At 61.2% G+C, this 18,698-nt stretch carries 19 protein-coding genes and 1 pseudogene; 8 read left to right on the top strand and 12 right to left on the bottom strand.

The genetic code is table 11. The features are described from left to right. Positions 1–12: 12 nt before the first annotated feature. The 5 genes from BLL36_RS14215 to BLL36_RS14195 all read right to left on the bottom strand — a co-directional run bounded on the left by BLL36_RS14215 (position 13) and on the right by BLL36_RS14195 (position 4,524). The gene (locus tag BLL36_RS14215; protein ID WP_003176922.1) at positions 13–393 is read right to left on the bottom strand and encodes a RidA family protein; all 381 of its coding nucleotides are present in this window, start codon (positions 391–393) and stop codon (positions 13–15) included. Between the two features lie 39 nt (positions 394–432). Continuing rightward, positions 433–2,538 (bottom strand): bifunctional GTP diphosphokinase/guanosine-3',5'-bis pyrophosphate 3'-pyrophosphohydrolase, encoded by a 2,106-nt coding sequence (gene spoT / locus BLL36_RS14210; protein WP_076952044.1) that lies wholly within the window; start codon positions 2,536–2,538, stop codon positions 433–435. Between the two features lie 60 nt (positions 2,539–2,598). Then, a complete protein-coding gene (rpoZ, locus tag BLL36_RS14205; protein ID WP_003176920.1) occupies positions 2,599–2,862 on the bottom strand; it encodes a DNA-directed RNA polymerase subunit omega in 264 nt (87 codons plus the stop codon). A gap of 167 nt (positions 2,863–3,029) precedes the next feature. Further along, a complete protein-coding gene (gene gmk / locus BLL36_RS14200) occupies positions 3,030–3,650 on the bottom strand; it encodes a guanylate kinase (protein ID WP_076952043.1) in 621 nt (206 codons plus the stop codon). 10 nt (positions 3,651–3,660) lie between these two features. Further along, positions 3,661–4,524: a YicC/YloC family endoribonuclease gene (locus BLL36_RS14195; RefSeq protein ID WP_076952042.1), complete on the bottom strand. Its 864-nt coding sequence runs from the start codon at positions 4,522–4,524 to the stop codon at positions 3,661–3,663. A 186-nt stretch (positions 4,525–4,710) separates the two neighbouring features. On the opposite strand from BLL36_RS14195, the gene rph reads away from it, so the two are divergent. Then, positions 4,711–5,433 carry a ribonuclease PH gene (rph, locus tag BLL36_RS14190; protein ID WP_003176917.1) on the top strand — a complete coding sequence of 241 codons (723 nt, stop codon included), beginning with the start codon at positions 4,711–4,713 and terminating at the stop codon, positions 5,431–5,433. A 22-nt stretch (positions 5,434–5,455) separates the two neighbouring features. Next, complete coding sequence (locus BLL36_RS14185) at positions 5,456–5,824, top strand: DUF4870 domain-containing protein (protein WP_076952041.1); 369 nt, start codon at positions 5,456–5,458, stop codon at positions 5,822–5,824. A 58-nt stretch (positions 5,825–5,882) separates the two neighbouring features. Here BLL36_RS14185 and BLL36_RS14180 read toward each other — a convergent pair whose 3' ends face one another. Then, the gene (locus tag BLL36_RS14180; protein WP_003176915.1) at positions 5,883–6,662 is read right to left on the bottom strand and encodes an exodeoxyribonuclease III; all 780 of its coding nucleotides are present in this window, start codon (positions 6,660–6,662) and stop codon (positions 5,883–5,885) included. An 82-nt stretch (positions 6,663–6,744) separates the two neighbouring features. Here BLL36_RS14180 and pyrE point away from each other — a divergent pair, with 82 nt between their 5' ends. Beyond that, positions 6,745–7,389 carry an orotate phosphoribosyltransferase gene (gene pyrE / locus BLL36_RS14175; RefSeq protein ID WP_071485192.1) on the top strand — a complete coding sequence of 215 codons (645 nt, stop codon included), beginning with the start codon at positions 6,745–6,747 and terminating at the stop codon, positions 7,387–7,389. Positions 7,390–7,592: 203 nt separating this feature from the next. Here the strand turns inward: pyrE and argB are convergent, their stop codons facing one another. From argB to coaBC, 4 genes and pseudogenes are all read right to left on the bottom strand, one after another. Beyond that, positions 7,593–8,498 (bottom strand): acetylglutamate kinase, encoded by a 906-nt coding sequence (gene argB / locus BLL36_RS14170; RefSeq protein ID WP_076952040.1) that lies wholly within the window; start codon positions 8,496–8,498, stop codon positions 7,593–7,595. Positions 8,499–8,517: 19 nt separating this feature from the next. Further along, positions 8,518–9,939, bottom strand: a pseudogene (locus BLL36_RS14165) (phosphomannomutase/phosphoglucomutase); the annotation flags it as partial. Positions 9,940–10,177: 238 nt separating this feature from the next. Then, positions 10,178–10,633 carry a dUTP diphosphatase gene (dut, locus tag BLL36_RS14160; RefSeq protein ID WP_076952038.1) on the bottom strand — a complete coding sequence of 152 codons (456 nt, stop codon included), beginning with the start codon at positions 10,631–10,633 and terminating at the stop codon, positions 10,178–10,180. A gap of 5 nt (positions 10,634–10,638) precedes the next feature. Then, positions 10,639–11,847: a bifunctional phosphopantothenoylcysteine decarboxylase/phosphopantothenate--cysteine ligase CoaBC gene (gene coaBC / locus BLL36_RS14155; RefSeq protein WP_076952037.1), complete on the bottom strand. Its 1,209-nt coding sequence runs from the start codon at positions 11,845–11,847 to the stop codon at positions 10,639–10,641. A gap of 152 nt (positions 11,848–11,999) precedes the next feature. On the opposite strand from coaBC, the gene radC reads away from it, so the two are divergent. Beyond that, the gene (gene radC / locus BLL36_RS14150) at positions 12,000–12,674 is read left to right on the top strand and encodes a RadC family protein (protein WP_076952036.1); all 675 of its coding nucleotides are present in this window, start codon (positions 12,000–12,002) and stop codon (positions 12,672–12,674) included. A 26-nt stretch (positions 12,675–12,700) separates the two neighbouring features. On the opposite strand, the gene BLL36_RS14145 is transcribed toward radC, so the two are convergent. Continuing rightward, positions 12,701–14,293 (bottom strand): ABC transporter substrate-binding protein, encoded by a 1,593-nt coding sequence (locus BLL36_RS14145; protein WP_076952035.1) that lies wholly within the window; start codon positions 14,291–14,293, stop codon positions 12,701–12,703. 458 nt (positions 14,294–14,751) lie between these two features. Between BLL36_RS14145 and rpmB the strand changes: the two genes are divergently transcribed. Together rpmB and rpmG are read left to right on the top strand one after the other, a co-directional pair. Continuing rightward, positions 14,752–14,985, top strand: coding sequence for a 50S ribosomal protein L28 (gene rpmB / locus BLL36_RS14140; protein ID WP_003176907.1), 234 nt, complete (start codon positions 14,752–14,754; stop codon positions 14,983–14,985). Positions 14,986–14,996: 11 nt separating this feature from the next. After that, on the top strand, positions 14,997–15,152 hold the full coding sequence (rpmG, locus tag BLL36_RS14135; protein ID WP_003176906.1) for a 50S ribosomal protein L33: 156 nt from the start codon (positions 14,997–14,999) through the stop codon (positions 15,150–15,152). Positions 15,153–15,271: 119 nt separating this feature from the next. Here rpmG and BLL36_RS14130 read toward each other — a convergent pair whose 3' ends face one another. Further along, entirely contained in the window at positions 15,272–15,634 is a 363-nt protein-coding gene (locus tag BLL36_RS14130; RefSeq protein ID WP_076952034.1) for a cupin domain-containing protein, read from the bottom strand. Between the two features lie 230 nt (positions 15,635–15,864). On the opposite strand from BLL36_RS14130, the gene BLL36_RS14125 reads away from it, so the two are divergent. Both BLL36_RS14125 and BLL36_RS14120 read left to right on the top strand, forming a co-directional pair. After that, positions 15,865–17,358, top strand: a complete 1,494-nt coding sequence (locus BLL36_RS14125) for an aldehyde dehydrogenase (RefSeq protein ID WP_076952033.1) — start codon at positions 15,865–15,867, stop codon at positions 17,356–17,358. A gap of 180 nt (positions 17,359–17,538) precedes the next feature. Then, positions 17,539–18,687: an MFS transporter gene (locus BLL36_RS14120; RefSeq protein WP_076952032.1), complete on the top strand. Its 1,149-nt coding sequence runs from the start codon at positions 17,539–17,541 to the stop codon at positions 18,685–18,687. Positions 18,688–18,698 lie beyond the last annotated feature (11 nt).

The raw sequence follows: 18,698 nt of genomic DNA, 5'->3' as shown, positions 1-18,698 counted from the left end.
GCGCCGGGTGTTTTACTCGATGACCAGAATCGCGTCCATTTCAACCTGTGCGCCCTTTGGCAGGGCAGCAACGCCGATGGCGGCGCGGGCCGGGTACGGCTGTTCGAAGTACTTGCCCATGATCTCGTTGACCTTGGCGAAGTGGCTCAGGTCGGTGAGGAAGATGTTTAGCTTGACGATGTCTTTGAACGAACCGCCGGCGGCCTCGGCAACCGACTTGAGGTTTTCGAAGACCTGGACGGTCTGTGCTTCAAAGCCTTCAACCAGTTCCATGGTCTTTGGGTCCAGCGGGATCTGGCCGGACATGTAGACGGTGTTGCCCGCCTTGATCGCCTGGGAGTAAGTGCCGATGGCGGCCGGGGCTTTGTCGCTGGTGATAACGGTCTTGGTCATTTATGACTCCTTGTAAGAGGTGATGACGTATTTGAAGGGCTATGCCCGCATGCGGGTGATGCGGATCACACCGGTCAAGGCGCGTAGCTTCTTGATCACACGGGCCAGGTGCACGCGGTCGTGCACACTGACTACCAGTTGGACCACGCTGATGCGACCATCGCGCTCGTCCATGCTGATTTTCTCGATATTGCCGTCGGCCGCGTTGACGCTGCTGGCGAGCAGGGCGATCAGGCCTCGCTGGTGCTCGAGCTCCACCCGCAGCTCGACGTTGAATTCGCCGGTGACATCCTTGGCCCATGAAAGCTGGATGCATTTTTCCGGGTTGTGACGGATTTCGGTGATGTTGCGGCAGTTGTCCAAGTGCACGACCATGCCCTTGCCGGCGGACAGGTGGCCGACAATCGGATCGCCCGGGATTGGCGTGCAACATTTGGCGTAGCTCAGCACCAAGCCCTCGGTACCGCGAATCGCCAGGGGGCCTTCCGGGCTTGGCAGCTGTTCGCCTTCGCCCAACAGGCGGCGGGCGACCACGTAGGCCATGCGGTTGCCCAGGCCGATGTCTTCCAGCAGATCTTCGATGGTTTCCTGGCGATACTCGTGGAGCATCGCCTGCACGCGCTCTGTGGGAACCTTGTCCAGGGCACTGTCGAAACCATTGAGCACTTTATTGAGCAAGCGTTCGCCGAGGCTGATGGACTCGGAGCGGCGCTGCAATTTCAGGGCGTGACGGATGTGCGTGCGCGCCTTGCCAGTGACCACGAAGTTGAGCCAGGCCGGGTTGGGGCGCGCGCCCGGAGCGCTGACGATCTCGACCGTGGAGCCGCTCTGCAGCGGTTCGGACAGCGGCGCGAGACGACGATTGATCCGACAGGCAATGCAGCTGTTGCCCACGTCGGTATGCACCGCGTAGGCAAAGTCGACGGCCGTGGAGCCCTTGGGCAGCTCCATGATCCGGCCCTTGGGCGTGAACACGTAGACCTCGTCGGGGAACAGGTCGATCTTTACGCTTTCGATGAATTCGAGGGAGTTACCCGCACGTTGCTGCATTTCCAGCACGCCCTTGACCCACTGGCGGGCGCGGGCATGGGTGCCCTTGGGCTGCTCGTCGCCGCTGGATTTGTACAGCCAATGGGCGGCGATGCCATTGTTGGCCATCTCTTCCATTTCCTGGGTACGGATCTGGATCTCGATCGGCACGCCATGCATACCGAACAGCGTGGTATGCAGCGACTGATAGCCGTTGGCCTTGGGAATGGCAATGTAATCCTTGAAGCGCCCAGGCAAGGGTTTGTACAAATTATGTACAGCGCCTAGCACGCGGTAGCAGGTATCGACCTTGTCGACGATGATCCGGAACGCGTACACGTCCATGATTTCGTTGAAGGCCCGACGCTTGCCGCGCATCTTCTTGTAGATGCCGTAGATGTGCTTTTGCCGGCCGCTGACTTCGCCCTCGATCTCGTCGATCGCCAGGCAATGGCTCAGCGACTCTTCAATCTTGTTGACGATTTCCTTGCGATTGCCCCGGGCGCGCTTGACCGCCTGGTAGATGCGCGCCGAACGCATCGGGTGCATGGCCTTGAAGCCGAGGTCTTCGAATTCGATACGAATGGCGTGCATGCCCAGCCGGTTGGCGATGGGCGCGTAGATTTCCAGGGTTTCCTTGGCGATGCGCCGGCGCTTTTCGCCGGAGAGCACTTCCAGCGTACGCATGTTGTGCAGCCGGTCGGCGAGCTTGACCAGGATCACGCGAATATCGCGCGCCATGGCCATGGCCATTTTCTGGAAATTTTCCGCCTGGGCCTCGGCCTTGGTCTCGAAATTCATCTGGGTCAGTTTGCTGACCCCGTCGACCAGCTCGGCCACGGTTTCGCCAAATTGCGCGCTGAGCGCTTCCTTGGCGATGCCGGTGTCTTCGATCACGTCATGCAGCATCGCGGCCATCAGGCTCTGATGGTCCATGTGCATGTCGGCAAGAATGTTTGCCACCGCAAGAGGATGGGTGACATACGCCTCGCCACTGCGGCGGCGTTGGCCGTCGTGGGCTTGTTCGGCGTAGAAATACGCTCGGCGGACCAGGTTGACCTGGTCTGGGCCGAGGTAGGCCGATAAGCGATCGGCGAGGGCGTCTATGCTCGGCAAAGGATGAACTCCTGCCGTTGGCTGTGACCCCGCGCCGTGCTACGTCGACCAGGCATAGGCTTAGACGGCCTCGTTGGACTCGTCCTCGAACGCTGCAAACAGCGGTTCGTCTTCAACGATTTCAGCGTTGGCGATGAACTCGTAGCTCATCAGGCCTTCGGCGATTTCACGCAGGGCCACAACGGTAGGCTTGTCGTTTTCCCACTGGACCAGGGGCTCTTTGCCGCCAGTGGCCAGTTGACGGGCACGCTTGGTAGAGAGCATGACCAGCTCAAAGCGGTTATCCACGTGTTCTAGGCAGTCTTCAACGGTTACGCGGGCCATGGTATTCCTCGGAGCGAATGCAAGATGCGCGCTGCCCGGTTGGGCGAGCGGACTGAGCAGTTTAAAAAAACACCAGCGTTAAGGGAAGCGCTGATTTTGCGCGGGCCCTGGCAAAAGCGCTGCAAGTGCCAATGTAAAGCGCTTGCAGCGGTTTTGGGAAGAGCCAATCAGCCGAGCAGTTCGGCCAATAATTTGCCGAAACGCTGCTGCTGGCGCTTCTGCTGAAGCTGGTTGGCGCGGAAAATCGCCTTCAAATCATCCAGTGCGTGGGCAAAGTCGTCATTGATGATCAGGTAGTCGTAGTCGACGTAGTGGCTCATTTCGCTGACGGCTTCGCGCATACGGCCTTCGATGATCTCGTCACTGTCCTGGCCACGGTTGGTCAGGCGCTGGTGCAAGGCTTCCAGGGAGGGCGGCAGGATGAAGATCGAGCGCGCCTTGGGCATCAATTGGCGCACTTGCTCGGCGCCCTGCCAGTCGATTTCCAGGATCAGGTCGTGGCCTTCATCCAGGGTCTGCTGCAGGTGGCTTTGCGAGGTGCCATAGAGGTTGCCGAACACTTCGGCGCGTTCGAGGAAGTCACCGTGCTCGATCATCTTGACGAACTCGGTGCGCTCGACGAAGTGGTAGTGCACGCCGTCCACCTCACCCGGACGCATGGCACGGGTGGTGTGGGAGACCGAGATGCGGATGTGCTCGTCAGCGTCGGTGAGGGCCTTGACCAGGCTGCTCTTGCCCGCGCCCGAAGGGGCGGAAATGATGTAAAGGGTGCCGGTGCTATGGGTCATGGAGGTTGCCTTACTCAATATTCTGTACTTGTTCGCGCATCTGCTCGATCAACACTTTGAGGTTGACCGCCGCCGTGGTGCTGCGCGGATCGAACGCTTTGGAGCCGAGTGTATTGGCTTCGCGGTTGAGTTCCTGCATCAGGAAGTCCAGGCGCCGACCGGCGGCACCGCCCGACTTGAGCACGCGGCGTACTTCAAGGATGTGCGTGCTCAGGCGGTCGAGCTCTTCGGCAACGTCGCTCTTCTGCGCCAGCAACACCATTTCCTGTTCCAGGCGCGTGGGGTCGAGGTCGGCTTTCATGTCGGTGAAGCGGTCGAGCACCTTCTGGCGCTGGGTGGCGAGCATCTGCGGCACCAGCTCGCGCAGGGTGACCACGTCTTCTTCAATGGAGGTCAGGCGCTCGCTGATAAGGCGCGCCAGTTCGGCGCCTTCGCGCTCGCGGCCGGCCTTGAGTTCCTTCAAGCCCTGGTTGAACAAGGCGAGGGCTTGCGCGTTGAGGGCCTGCGGGTCGGTGGCGTCGGCCACCAGCACGCCAGGCCAGGCCAGCACTTCCAACGGGTTGAGCGCGGCAGGCTGTTTGATGAGCCCGGCGATGGTCTCGGCGGCGGCGACCAGTTGCGCCGCACGGTCGCGATCGACCTGCAGCGGTTTGCCGGTGGTTTCTTCGGTAAAGCGCAGGGTGCACTCCAGTTTGCCCCGGGAGATGCCCTGGCGCAGCGCTTCACGCACGGCGCCTTCAAGGTCGCGGAACGACTCCGGCAGGCGCAGATGCGGCTCCAGGTAGCGGCTGTTGACCGAGCGCAATTCCCAGCTCAGGGTGCCTTGTACGCCGGCTTTTTCGACGCGGGCGAAGGCGGTCATGCTGTGCACCATGGAGGTACCTCGCGTTGCAGCCCGTCAATCACGGGCTGATGGTTAAGAAGGCGCGCGATTGTAGCGCAGTGGGGCGAGCACGCCCAAACGGGAGCATTCGTAACCGAATTTTTTAGCAGTGCCCCGAATCGGTCCACGGCTCTATAATGCTCGGCAGTTTTTCGTCCTCAGTACAGGTGTCTCCCTATGAAACGTCCAAGTGGTCGCGCTGCCGATCAGCTCCGCTCGATCCGCATCACCCGCAACTACACCAAACACGCCGAGGGGTCTGTACTGGTCGAGTTTGGCGATACCAAGGTGATCTGCACCGTCAGCGTCGAAAACGGCGTACCGCGCTTCCTCAAGGGCCAGGGCCAGGGTTGGCTGACCGCCGAGTACGGCATGCTGCCGCGCGCCACCGGCGAGCGTAACCAGCGTGAAGCCAGCCGTGGCAAGCAAGGCGGCCGCACCCTGGAAATCCAGCGCCTGATCGGCCGCTCCCTGCGCGCGGCGCTGGACATGTCCAAGCTGGGCGACGTAACCCTGTATGTCGACTGCGACGTGATCCAGGCCGACGGCGGCACCCGCACCGCGTCCATCACTGGCGCCATGGTGGCCCTGGTTGACGCGCTCAAGGTGATCAAGAAACGCGGCGGCCTCAAGGGTGGTGACCCGCTCAAGCAAATGATCGCCGCCGTCTCGGTCGGCATGTACCAGGGCGAGCCCGTGCTGGACCTGGACTATCTGGAAGACTCTGCCGCCGAGACCGACCTGAACGTGGTCATGACCAGCACCGGCGGCTTCATCGAAGTGCAGGGCACCGCCGAAGGTGCGCCGTTCCAGCCGGCCGAGCTCAACGCCATGCTCGCCCTGGCCCAGAAGGGCATGACCGAAATCTTCGCACTGCAGAACGCCGCTCTGGCTGACTGAGCCCCACCCAAGGAGAAACGCCATGAATGACAGCCAGATGCCGGTGCCTACGCCTTCCTACGAAGTGCGCCAGGGGGCGATGTTGTGCCATCTCGCGGCGTTCCTGGGCTTTGTATTTCCCTTCGGCAGCGTCGTAGGGCCGTTGATCCTGTGGCAGATGAAGAAGGAAAAGGATGCGTTCATTGATGATCAGGGCAAGGAGGCGGTGAATTTCCAGATCACCGTGGCCATCGCCTGGATCGTTTGCATCGTGCTGGCGTTTGCGGTGGTCGGGTTTTTCCTGATGTTTGCCCTGGCGATCGCCACGGTGGTGCTGACCATCATTGGCAGCATCAAGGCCAACAAGGGAATCGCCTATCGCTATCCCTTGACCTGGCGAGTGATCAAGTAAAGAGCACCCACAAAAAAACCGACAGCGATGTCGGTTTTTTTGTGCCTGGAAAAAGACCTCAGATGGTCAGTGTCCAGTCGTAGTCCACGATCAGCGGCGCGTGCTGCGAGAAGCGCGGCTGGCGCGGCAGGCGTGCGCTGCGAACGAACCGGCGCAGCCCGGGGGTCAGCAACTGGTAGTCGAAACGCCAGCCCAGGTTGAGCATCTCCGCCTGTTCGTTGTCCGGCCACCAGCTGTACTGGTCGCCTTCGCGGCTGACTTCGCGCAGGGCATCCACATAACCCATGTTGCCGACAATCTCGTCCATCCAGGCCCGTTCAGGCGCCAGGAAGCCCGGGGATTGTTGGCTGTCGCGCCAGTTCTTGATATCCAGCTTCTGTTGCGCCACGTACAGCGAGCCACAATAAATGTACTCGCGACGTTTGCGTCGCTGTTTATCCAGGTAACGGGCGAAATCGTCCATTAGCTTGAACTTCTGGTTCAAGTCTTCATCGCCGTTCTGCCCCGAAGGAAGCAGCAAGGTCGCGATGCTGACCTTGTCGAAATCGGCTTGCAGGTAGCGCCCGTAGCGGTCGGCTGTCTCGAAGCCGAGGCCGCTGATGACCGCCTTGGGTTGCAACCGCGAATACAAAGCCACGCCACCTTGGGCGGGTACTTCGGCATCGCAGGCATAAAGGAAGTAGCCATCCAGTTGGAAGGCTGGGTCGTCCAGTTCAAAGGCGGAGGCGCGGGTATCCTGCAGGCAGATGACGTCGGCATTCTGGGCTTGCAGCCAACTGAGCAAACCACGCTCGACTGCAGCCTGAATACCATTAACGTTCACACTGATGATCCGCATAAATGGCCCCAAAAATCGCGTGCGTGTATGATACACGCCGTCCACCTAATTAGCTAAATCCGTGGTATCTGAGGCTTTTTTCATGCAGGCGTATCAACGCGATTTCATTCGTTTCGCCATCGATCGCGGGGTTTTGCGCTTCGGTGAGTTCACCCTCAAGTCCGGGCGCACCAGCCCGTACTTCTTCAATGCAGGCTTGTTCAACTCGGGTTCGGCCCTGGCTCAGCTGGGTCGTTTCTACGCGGCCGCCATTGTTGAAAGCGGTATTTCCTTCGACGTTCTGTTCGGCCCGGCCTACAAGGGCATTCCCCTGGCCGCCGCGACTGCCGTGGCCCTGGCCGAGCACCACGGGAAGGACCTGCCGTGGTGCTTCAACCGCAAGGAAGCCAAGGCCCATGGCGAAGGCGGCAGCCTGGTGGGCGCGCCGCTCACTGGCGACGTGCTGATCATCGACGACGTGATCACCGCCGGCACCGCCATTCGCGAAGTGATGCAGATCATCGCCTCCCAGGACGGTGCCAAGGCCGCCGGTGTGCTGATCGCCCTGAACCGCCAGGAGCGCGGCAATGGTGAGTTGTCGGCCATCCAGGAAGTGGAGCGCGATTTCGGCATTCCGGTGGTGAGCATCGTCTCGCTGAACCAGGTGCTGCAGTTCCTGGAAGATGATCCACAGCTCAAGCAGCATCTGCCGGCTGTGCGTGCGTACCGCGAGCAATTCGGCGTCTGATACAACAACTTTTGCAGGAGTGGGCTTGTGTGGGAGCGGGCTTGCTCGCGAAGGCTTCCATTCAGTGATATATGCGCTAACTGACACTCGCTTTCGCGAGCAAGCCCGCTCCCACAGGGGATCTCCACTTTTCTGAAAAAATCAGCGTACGCAAAAAAAAGCCCCGCTCAATCTGATTGAGCGGGGCTTTTCGATTGCAGCGGTTAAGGACGCTTGCGGTTACTGATCAGCGTGCCCATGCCGGTATCCGTGAAGATTTCCAGCAGTACCGCGTTCGGTACCCGGCCGTCGATGATCAGCGAGCTGCCGACGCCGCCTTGCACCGCTTCGAGCGCGCAACGGATCTTCGGCAGCATGCCGCCGTAGATGGTGCCGTCGGCGATCAGATCGTCCACCTGTTGAGTGGTCAAGCCCGTCAGTACCTTGCCTTCCTTGTCCATCAGGCCGGCGATGTTGGTCAGCAGCATCAGCTTTTCAGCTTTCAGTGCCTCGGCCACTTTGCCCGCCACCAGGTCGGCGTTGATGTTATAGGACTCGCCGTTGGCGCCCACGCCGATCGGCGCGATCACCGGGATGAAGTCGCCCTTGACCAGCAGGTTCAGCAGGTCGGTGTTGATGCCGATCACTTCACCCACTTGGCCGATGTCAATGATTTCCGGCTGTGTCATCTCCGGCGTCTGGCGGGTCACAGTCATTTTTTTCGCGCGAATCAGCTCGGCGTCTTTACCGGTCAGGCCGATGGCGCTGCCGCCGTGGCGGTTGATCAGGTTGACGATGTCCTTGTTGACTTGGCCGCCGAGGACCATCTCCACCACGTCCATGGTCTGCGCGTCGGTGACGCGCATGCCATCGATGAAATGACTCTCGATCGACAATCGCTTGAGCAAGTCGCCGATCTGCGGGCCGCCGCCATGCACGACGACCGGGTTGATGCCCACGGCTTTCATCATCACGATGTCGCGTGCGAAGCCGGTTTTCAGCTCCTCGCTTTCCATGGCATTGCCGCCGTACTTGATCACCAGCGTCTTGCCGACGTAGCGTCGAATGTAAGGCAACGCTTCGGACAGGACCTTGGCGGTGTTGGCAGCGGCTTCGCGTTCGAGGGTCATTCAGGGCTCCGGTAGAAAATCAGAACGGTAATTGGAGATCAGGGGCAACACGTTTCAACTGGGCGTGGAACACGTCCTTGATGCGCTGCAACTCGGCCTCGGTATCCGCCTCGAAACGCAGGACCAGCACCGGTGTGGTGTTGGACGCGCGAACCAGGCCCCAGCCTTTGGCGTAATCGACTCGCACACCATCAATGGAAGTCAGCTCGGCGCCTTCGCCCCATTGCGCATCGTGCAGTGCGTCAATGATGCTGAATTTGCTCTCTTCGGTCACATGGATATTGATCTCTGGCGTGGAAATATCGTTCGGGAAGGTCTGGAACAGCTCCTCGCACGTCGACTTTTCCTTGCTGAGGATCTCCAGCAGGCGCGCGGCGCTGTAAATACCGTCATCAAAGCCGAACCAGCGCTCCTTGAAGAACACGTGGCCGCTCATTTCGCCGGCCAACAGGGCGCCGGTTTCCTTCATTTTCTTTTTGATCAACGAGTGACCGGTCTTCCACATCAGCGGACGACCGCCATACTCCTTGATCAGAGGCGTCAGGCGGCGGGTGCATTTCACGTCGAAGATGATCTCGGCGTTGGGATTGCGCGCCACCACGTCACGGGCGAACAGCATCAGCAGGCGGTCCGGGAACACGATCTCGCCGGTCTCGGTCACCACGCCCACGCGGTCGCCGTCGCCGTCGAAGGCCAGGCCGACGTCAGCCCCGGTTTCCTTGACCTTGGCGATCAGGTCCACCAGGTTTTCAGGCTTGCCCGGGTCCGGGTGGTGGTTGGGGAAATTGCCGTCGACGTCGCAGAACAAGGGGATCACTTCGCAGTTCAGGGCCTCAAGCAACTGCGGGGCGATTACGCCGGCCGCCCCGTTGCCGCAATCGACCACCACCTTGAGGCGGCGCGCGAGTTTGACGTCGCGGGTGATTTCGTCAGAGTAACGCTGCAGGATGTCAACTTTCGTGACGGTGCCCTGGCCGCTGGTCAGGTCGTTGGTTTTGAGGCGCGTGTGCAGGGCCTGGATCTGTTCATTGGCCAGGGTGTCGCCCGCGATGACGATCTTGAAACCGTTGTAGTCCGACGGGTTATGGCTGCCGGTGAGCATCACCCCGGATTTGCCGGCCAGTACGTTGGCGGCGTAGTACAGCGCCGGGGTAGGCACCAGGCCCACGTCGCTGACATGGCAGCCGCTGTCGGCCAGGCCCTGGATCAGTTGTTCCACCAGCTCGGGGCCGGAAAGGCGACCGTCACGGCCGACCGAGACGTTGGGCTCGCCCTGGGCCAGGCTCTGGGAGCCGATGGCGCGGCCAATCCAGTAGGCGGTTTCGGCGGTCAGCGTCTTGGGCACCACGCCACGAATGTCATAGGCGCGAAAGATGCTGTCGGGGAATGTCGGGGCTACTCGGGCTGCGGTACTCATCGCGGGGGGAAACTCCATCTGAAGGGGGCAAGGCTGGCCTTAATGACTGACCGGCAGGCTCAAACTGAAGGGTATGACGGTGTTTTCGGCAGAGAGTTCGTGGTGCAAAAATGCCATCGGAGCACGGGCTTCTTCTTGTTGATTGCGTAACGCTTTGATTTTTATCGGAAAACATCACTGATAAAATCCACGCATTCTTCGTCCTGAAACGCCTGGAGGTGGCGTCAGGCCGGGCGACGTCGCCCGGCCTGACTCAGCTTAGTCAGTGGCTGCCGGAATGCCCGAAGCCGCCGGTGCCGCGTTGGGTTTCATCGAATTCCTGCACCAATTCGAAGCGCGCCTGCACCACCGGCACCAGCACCAACTGGGCGATACGTTCACCCACGGCGATGTTGAACGCGGTCTGGCCACGGTTCCAGCACGACACCATCAGCTCGCCCTGGTAGTCCGAGTCGATCAGGCCCACCAGGTTGCCCAGCACGATGCCATGCTTATGGCCCAGGCCGGAGCGCGGCAAAATCAGCGCCGCGAGGCCAGGGTCGCCCACGTAGATCGACAGGCCGGTCGGAATCAGCAGGGTCTGGCCCGGTTCAAGGACGGTGTCTGCCTTGAGCATGGCGCGCAGGTCGAGGCCGGCGGAGCCTGGAGTGGCGTAGGCGGGCAGCGGGAATTCGGTACCGATGCGGGGGTCGAGGATCTTGGCTTGCAAAGCGTGCATGGAGATTAAACCTGGTTCAGCCGTTGGGCGATAAAAGAGATCAGTTGGCGGGCAATCTTGCCTTTGCTGGTCTGGGCGAAAAGGGTGGCGTGCAGCTCGCGGTCGATCACGCTGCAGGCGTTTTCCTCGCTGTTGAAGCCGATGCTCGGGTTGGCGACATCATTGGCAACGATCAGGTCGAGGTTTTTGTCTTTCAATTTGCGTGCCGCGTAGTCCAGCAAATGCTCGGTCTCGGCAGCGAAACCGACACTGAACGGACGGTCCGGACGCGTGGCGATGGTGGCCAGGATGTCCGGGTTGCGCACCATTTGCAGGAGCAGGCCGTCACCGCTTGTAGGGTCTTTCTTGAGTTTGTGCGGGGCGACAACTTCAGGTCGGTAGTCCGCAACCGCTGCCGAGGCGATAAAGAGGTCGCACGGAATGGCCGCCTCACAGGCCGCCAGCATGTCGCGGGCGCTGACTACGTCGATTCGCGTGACCCGGTCCGGGGTCGGCAAATGCACCGGGCCGGTGATCAGGGTCACGCGTGCGCCTGCCTCGACCGCCGCTTCGGCCAGGGCGAAGCCCATTTTCCCTGAGCTATGGTTGGTGATGTAGCGCACCGGGTCGATGTTCTCCTGGGTCGGGCCCGCCGTGATCAGCACGTGCTTGCCGGTCAGGGCCAGGTGCTGGAAGCATTCGGCGGCGCACAGCGCCAGGTCGGTGGCTTCGAGCATGCGGCCCATGCCGACATCGCCGCAGGCCTGGCTGCCGGACGCCGGGCCGAACACCTTCAGGCCACGACTTTGCAGCAGTTGCGTGTTGGCCTGGGTGGCCGGATCGCGCCACATGGCCTGGTTCATGGCCGGGGCAATGGCGACGGTGGCGTCGGTGGCAAGTACCAGGGTGGTCAGCAGGTCGTCGGCGATGCCCTGTGCCAGACGCGCGATCAGGTCGGCGGTGGCCGGTGCGATCAGCACCAGGTCGGCCCATTTGGCCAGTTCGATATGGCCCATCGCGGCTTCGGCTGCCGGGTCCAGCAGGTCCAGGTGAACCGGGTGCCCGGACAAGGCCTGCATGGTCAGTGGCGTGATGAACTCACTGCCGCCGCGAGTCATGACCACGCGCACCTCGGCGCCGTGGTCGAGGAGCCTGCGGACCAGCTCTGCGCTCTTGTAGGCGGCAATGCCGCCGCCAACGCCGAGAACGATGCGTTTCCGATACAGACGCTGCATTGGTTTGCCTTTCCAGTTCAGTGATGCCGGTTCAGTGACGCCTGCGATGCCCCCTCCCCAGGGGAAATCACATGCAAAAAAGAGGGCCTACGATAACACAGCGTCCGTGAGGCAACAGCGCTGCACGTGGCGCATAGGGAGAGGGAGTCAGGATGAGTATTCGCGATTGGCCGGTGGCAGAGCGGCCGCGAGAGAAACTTTTGGAGTGGGGAGCGGCAAGTCTGTCGGATGCCGAGTTGCTGGCGATTTTCCTGCGCACGGGGGTTTCTGGCAGGAGCGCGGTGGACCTGGCGCGTCACCTGTTGGCGCAATTTGGCGGTTTACGCCCGCTGCTGGAGGCCAGCCAGACGCTGTTCAGCCAGCAATTGGGGCTGGGGCCGGCGAAGTTTGCCCAGTTGCAGGCGGTGCTGGAAATGTCCCGGCGCCATATGGCCGAACGCCTGCGCACCGATTCGGTGTTGGAAAGCCCGGTGGCCGTGCGCGATTACCTCAAGGCACTGCTGCGCCATGAGCCCCATGAGATCTTCGGTTGCCTGTTTCTTGATTCAAAGCATCGGGTGCTGGGTTTCGAGGCGTTGTCCCAAGGCACCATCGACGCCGCCGTGGTCTATCCCCGGCAGGTGGTCAAGCGTGCCCTGGCGTATAACGCGGCGGCGTTGATCCTGTGCCACAACCATCCTTCCGGCAGCGCCGAGCCCAGTGCAGCGGATCGAAAATTGACCAAGGTGCTGCAGAAGGCCTTGGAAGTGGTGGATGTGCGGGTGCTGGATCACATTATCGTAGGGGATGGCGACCCGTTGTCGATGGCGGAATATGGCTGGATGTAGGCCCGCCCCGAAGGCGGGCCTGGTGCTCAGGGCTTGACGCTGACTTTCGAAAAGTCCTGGCGCCCGAACGGGCTCACCTGATAGCCCTGGACACTCTTGCGCGCCAGGGCAAACGCCGTTGGGTGCGCCAACGGCAGCCACAGCGCCTGCTGCTGGATCTGTGCCTGGGCCTGTTGATACAGCTTGCTGCGTACCCCTTGCTCGCTAGTGGTCTTGCCGGCGCTGATCAGCTTGTCCAGGGCCGGGTCGCAGTAACGGGCAAAGTTGGTGCCGGACTTCACCGCCGCGCACGAGAATTGCGGGGTGAGGAAGTTATCCGGGTCGCCGTTATCGCCGGCCCAGCCCATGAACAGCAGGTCGTGTTCGCCGGCCTTGGCGCGGCGGATCAGCTCGCCCCATTCGATCACGCGAATCTCGGCCTGGATGCCGACCTTGGCCAGGTCAGCCTGCAGCAGTTGTGCGCCCAGGTTCGGGTTGGGGTTCAGCAGGCTGCCGGTGGGGCGGGTCCAGATAGTGGTCTTGAATCCCTCCTTGAAGCCGGCACGGTCGAGCAGTGCCTTGGCCTTGGCGATGTCCTGTGGGTAACCCGGCAGGTCCTTGGCGTAGCTCCAGGTGTTGGGCGGGAACGGCCCGTTGGCCGCTTCGGCAGTCCCTTCGAATACGGCCTTGAGGTAGCTGCCTTTGTCGAAGGCCAGGTTGATCGCCTGGCGCACTTCGGGCTTGTCCAGGGGCGGGTGCTGGCTGTTGATGGCCACGAAGGCCGTCATGAACGCGGCGGTTTCTTCCACCTTGAGCGCCGGGTCCTTTTCGGCCGCGCCCACATCCAGCGGCTTGGGCGACAGGGCGATCTGGCATTCGTTGCGGTGCAACTTCTGCAGGCGCACGTTGGCATCCGGAGTGATGGCGAAGATTAAGTTATCCACAGCCGGTTTGCCGGCGAAATAGTCCGGGTTGGCTTTGTAGCGCACCACGGCATCTTTCTGAAAGCGACTGAAAATGAACGGCCCGGTGCCGATCGGCTGGCTGTTGAGCTTCTCCGGTGTGTCGGCCTTGAGCAGTTTGTCGGCGTATTCCGCGGGATAGATCGAGGCAAAGCCCATGCTCAGGGCCGCGAGGAAGGTAGAGTCGGCGTGGTCCAGGGTGAAGCGCACGGTCAGCGGGTCAAGGGCGTCTATTTTCTTGACCAGGGTGGGCAGCTGCAGGGACTGGGCGTGAGGGAAACCGCTCTGGGCGATTTTGTGCCACGGGTTGGCGGGGTCGAGCATGCGTTCGAAGCTGAAGCGCACGTCTTCGGCGGTGAGGGTACGGCTTGGCGTGAAGTAGTCGGTGCGGTGGAATTTCACATCCGCGTGCAGCTTGAAGGTATAGGTCAGGCCATCCGGCGAGACTTCCCAGCTGTCGGCCAGGCTTGGCACCAGCTTGCCGCTGGCTGCGTCATAGTCCACCAGGCGATTCATCAGCACATCGGCGGAGGCGTTGGTGGTGGTCAGCGAGTTGTATTGCACCACATCGAACCCTTCCGGGCTGGCCTCGGTGCAAACGCTCAGGTTGGTGGCCGCAAACGCCGCCGGAGCGATAAATAGAGGGGCAAGCAAGAGCGGTAGGGCAGCGAGGCGCATATTCGGTTTCCTTTGCAGATCGAAGGCCCATCTGCGAGTGCAGTCTGGAAAAGTCCTACCGTAGTGGTCTGATTGCTAAATGACTAGCCCATTTTTGCCTGTGCTTTTGCCTCAAATGCTGTTTTGATGGCGCCTCAGCGCGTTTCGTCGAGCACTTCACCGTGCACGCGGGCGCTGTAAATCATTCTGTGCGACGAGCGGTCGGCTGCGACAGCGGCCCCTCCTGGCAACGGCTCAGGCGTCTATCGCCAAGATTTACGCCAGTAAAAACACACGGGCTGTTGTTGCACCTGGGTCTTTCTGGTATAAAGCAGCGCTCTTTTCTAGGGGCCCGGTTCCTTCGCTTGTAGGTGTAGCCGGTAAGACCCTAAAGAAACGCGGCGCCTGGCGCCAAATGACTGAGAGATTAAGCGGCCAACCCATGCCGGGTTGGGCATGTGGTTTTAGAGGGCTGAGGCATGTCGAGAGTCTGTCAAGTTACCGGTAAGGGTCCGGTGACTGGGAATAACATTTCCCACGCAAATAACAAAACCCGTCGTCGTTTCCTGCCGAACCTGCAGCATCACCGCTTCTGGGTTGAAGAAGAGAAACGTTTTGTTCGCCTGCGTGTATCTGCCAAAGGCATGCGTATTATCGACAAGCGTGGCATCACTGTCGTGCTGGCCGAAATTCGTGCCGCTGGCAAGATCTAAGGAGCTCTATCATGCGTGAATTGATTCGAATGATCTCTAGCGCCGGTACTGGTCACTTCTACACTACCGACAAGAACAAGCGTACTACCCCGGACAAGCTCGAAAAGAAAATGTTCGACCCGCGCGTTCGCAAGCACGTGATCTACAAAGAAGGCAAAATCAAGTAATTGATTTTCTTCCTTGTGAAAAAAAGCCCGGTTCTCACGATCCGGGCTTTTTTTTGTCTGATGGTTCCCACGCTCTGCGCGGTAACCCCGCCCCGGACGCTCTGCGTCCCGCTGTAACCTCAGCCTTTCTGTTCGAACACTACGTAGATCTTGCGGCAGGGCTCCAGCACTTCCCAGGTGCCGCTGAAGCCGGCGGGGATCACGAAGCGGTCGCCGGCGCGCAAGGTCTTGGCATTGCCGTCGGCATCGCGTAGCACGGACACGCCTTGGACAATCTCGCAGTACTCATGCTCGGTGTAGTTGACCGTCCATTGCCCGACCTCACCTTCCCAGACGCCGGCATTCATCTGACCGCACGGACTGTTGTAGTGGTTGTAGACGGTTTGCTCGGGATCGCCCTTGAGGATTTTTCCGGCATCAGGGCGGTAGCGTTCGGGGGCGGTGTTGGCTTGGCTGAAGTCGACGATATCCTGGATGCTCATGTGCGTGTCCCGTCTGGCCTGCGATTGGAGAGCCCAAAGTCTATGTTTATTAAAATGCACACCGCAAGAGCGTTTGCCGGCGCTGTGTCAAATATATTGAAACATCCCCAGCCGCTGGTTTAGGGTGGCAGCTGCCTTGAGCCTAACAGCTGGCTGGCGGGGCAAAGCATTCTTGAGGCTGCCGGGGCACATCGCCTGGCCCTCGCATTCAATAAGAGGAGGACACTCGCATGACCACCCTGACCCGTGCCGACTGGGAACAACGCGCCAAGGACCTGAAGATCGAAGGCCGCGCCTACATCAATGGCGAGTACACCGCCGCCGTTTCCGGTGACACGTTCGAATGCATCAGCCCGGTCGATGGCCGCCTGCTGGCCACTATTGCCAGCTGTGACGCCGACGACGCCCAGCGCGCCGTGGAAAACGCCCGCGCCACCTTCAATTCCGGCGTCTGGTCGCGCCTGGCGCCGGCCAAGCGTAAATCCGCCATGCTCCGTTTCGCCGCGTTGCTCAAGGCCAATGCCGAAGAGCTGGCGCTGCTCGAAACCCTGGACATGGGCAAGCCGATCAGTGACTCCCTGAACATCGACGTACCCGGCGCGGCGAATGCCCTGAGCTGGAGCGGCGAGGCCATCGACAAGATCTACGACGAAGTCGCCGCGACCCCGCATGACCAGCTTGGTCTGGTGACGCGCGAGCCTGTCGGTGTTGTCGGCGCTATCGTGCCGTGGAACTTCCCGCTGATGATGGCCTGCTGGAAACTGGGGCCTGCGTTGTCGACCGGTAACTCGGTGATCCTCAAGCCGTCCGAGAAATCCCCGCTGACGGCCATCCGCATCGCGGCCCTGGCGGTTGAAGCCGGTATTCCCAAAGGCGTGTTCAACGTGCTGCCGGGCTACGGTCACACCGTGGGCAATGCGCTGGCGCTGCACATGGACGTCGATACCCTGGTGTTCACCGGTTCGACCAAGATCGCCAAGCAACTGTTGATCCGCTCCGGCGAGTCGAACATGAAGCGCGTGTGGCTGGAAGCGGGTGGCAAGAGCCCGAACATCGTGTTTGCCGATGCGCCGGACCTGCAAGCCGCCGCCGAATCCGCCGCCGGTGCCATCGCCTTCAACCAGGGCGAAGTCTGCACCGCCGGTTCGCGCCTGCTGGTGGAACGCTCCATCAAGGACACCTTCCTGCCGCTGGTGATCGAGGCCCTCAAGGGCTGGAAACCCGGCAACCCGCTTGATCCGGCCACCAACGTGGGCGCGCTGGTGGACACCCAGCAGATGAATACCGTGCTCTCGTACATTGAAGCCGGGCATGCCGATGGCGCCAAGTTGGTCGCCGGTGGCAAGCGCACCCTGGAAGAAACCGGTGGCACCTATGTGGAACCGACGATTTTCGACGGTGTGACCAACGCGATGAAAATCGCCCAGGAAGAGATTTTTGGCCCGGTCCTGTCGGTGATCACCTTCGACAGCGCCGAAGAGGCGATCAAGATCGCCAACGACACGGTCTATGGCCTGGCCGCAGCGGTGTGGACCGCCGATATCTCTAAGGCGCACCTCACCGCCAAGGCGCTGCGTGCCGGCAGCGTATGGGTCAACCAATACGATGGCGGTGACATGACCGCGCCGTTTGGTGGCTTCAAGCAGTCGGGCAACGGTCGCGACAAGTCGCTGCATGCGTTCGACAAGTACACCGAACTCAAGGCGACCTGGATCAAGCTGTAAGCAGCACCGCAGTTCAAAAATGTGGGAGCGGGCTTGTGTGGGAGCTGGCTTGCCTGCGATAGCATTACCTCGGTGCAACTGAAAACCAAGGTGTCTCCATCGCGGGCAAGCCCGGCTCCCACATAAGCCCGCTCCCACACTGTTTTGTGTGAACTTGAACATTGCCGACAGGAGCATGGAATGCGTTGGGCGACTTATTTCGCCGTGCTGGCCTCGGTACTCAGCGTTGGCCTGGCCCTGGGCGTCAGCATGCCGCTGGTGTCCCTGCGCCTTGAAAGCTGGGGCTACGGCAGTTTCGCCATCGGGGTGATGGCGGCGATGCCGGCCTTTGGTGTGCTGCTCGGCGCGAAGGTGTCCAGTCGCATGGCGTCATGGCTCGGTACCGCCAACCTAATGCGCCTGTGCCTGTGGGCTGGGGCGATGTCCATCGGCTTGCTGGCCATCCTGCCCAACTACCCGGTGTGGCTGGTGCTGCGGTTGATGATCGGGGTGATCCTGACCATCGTGTTTATCCTCGGCGAAAGCTGGATCAACCAGTTGGTGGTGGAGCAGTGGCGTGGCCGGCTGGTGGCGCTGTATGGCTGCAGTTATGCCTTGAGCCAACTGTCGGGCCCCTTGTTGCTGGGACTGATCGGCACCGACCATGACTACGGGTTCTGGGTCGGCGTCGGCCTGTTGATGGTGGCGCCCCTGCTGCTGCTGGGCCGTTCCGGCGCGCCGACCGCCGAGGCCTTCAGCGTGACCTTCGCCGACTTGTGGCGCTTCTGTCTGAGCCTGCCGGCCATCGCCTGGGCGGTAGCTTTGTTCGCTGCATTTGAGGCGATGATTCTGACGTTGCTGCCGGTGTATTGCCTGCAACAAGGTTTCACTGCCGAGGTCGCCTTGGCGATGGTCAGCACCGTGGTGGTCGGCGATGCGCTGCTGCAGCTGCCGATTGGCGCGCTGGCCGACTACCTGCCACGGCGCACGCTGTTCCTCAGTTGTGCGGTGCTGTTGCTGGTGTCGAGCCTGGCCGTCCCGTTGTTGATGCATACACCGCTGATCTGGCCGGTATGGGTGGTGTTCGGCGCCAGCGCCGGCGGGCTGTTCACCCTGTCGTTGATCCTGATTGGCGAGCGTTACCGCGACGATGCACTGGTGCGCGCCAATGCCCACATTGCGCAGTTGTGGGGGATCGGGTGCCTGATCGGCCCGCTGGTGGCCGGTGCTGGCAGCCAGTGGATCAACGGGCATGCGCTGGCGCTGTTGATGGCGGCCGGTGCGTTGGGGTTGGTGCTGCTGTTATTGCGTCAGGGTGCATTTGGCGCAACACAGCCTGCCTCAACTTGAAATGCGGCCGA

Origin of the sequence: Pseudomonas cedrina subsp. cedrina (genome assembly GCF_001983175.1) — a bacterium.
GTDB lineage: Bacteria > Pseudomonadota > Gammaproteobacteria > Pseudomonadales > Pseudomonadaceae > Aquipseudomonas > Aquipseudomonas cedrina.
The sequence above is the reverse complement of the archived record's forward strand: the minus strand, read 5'-3'. Positions and strand labels throughout refer to the sequence as shown.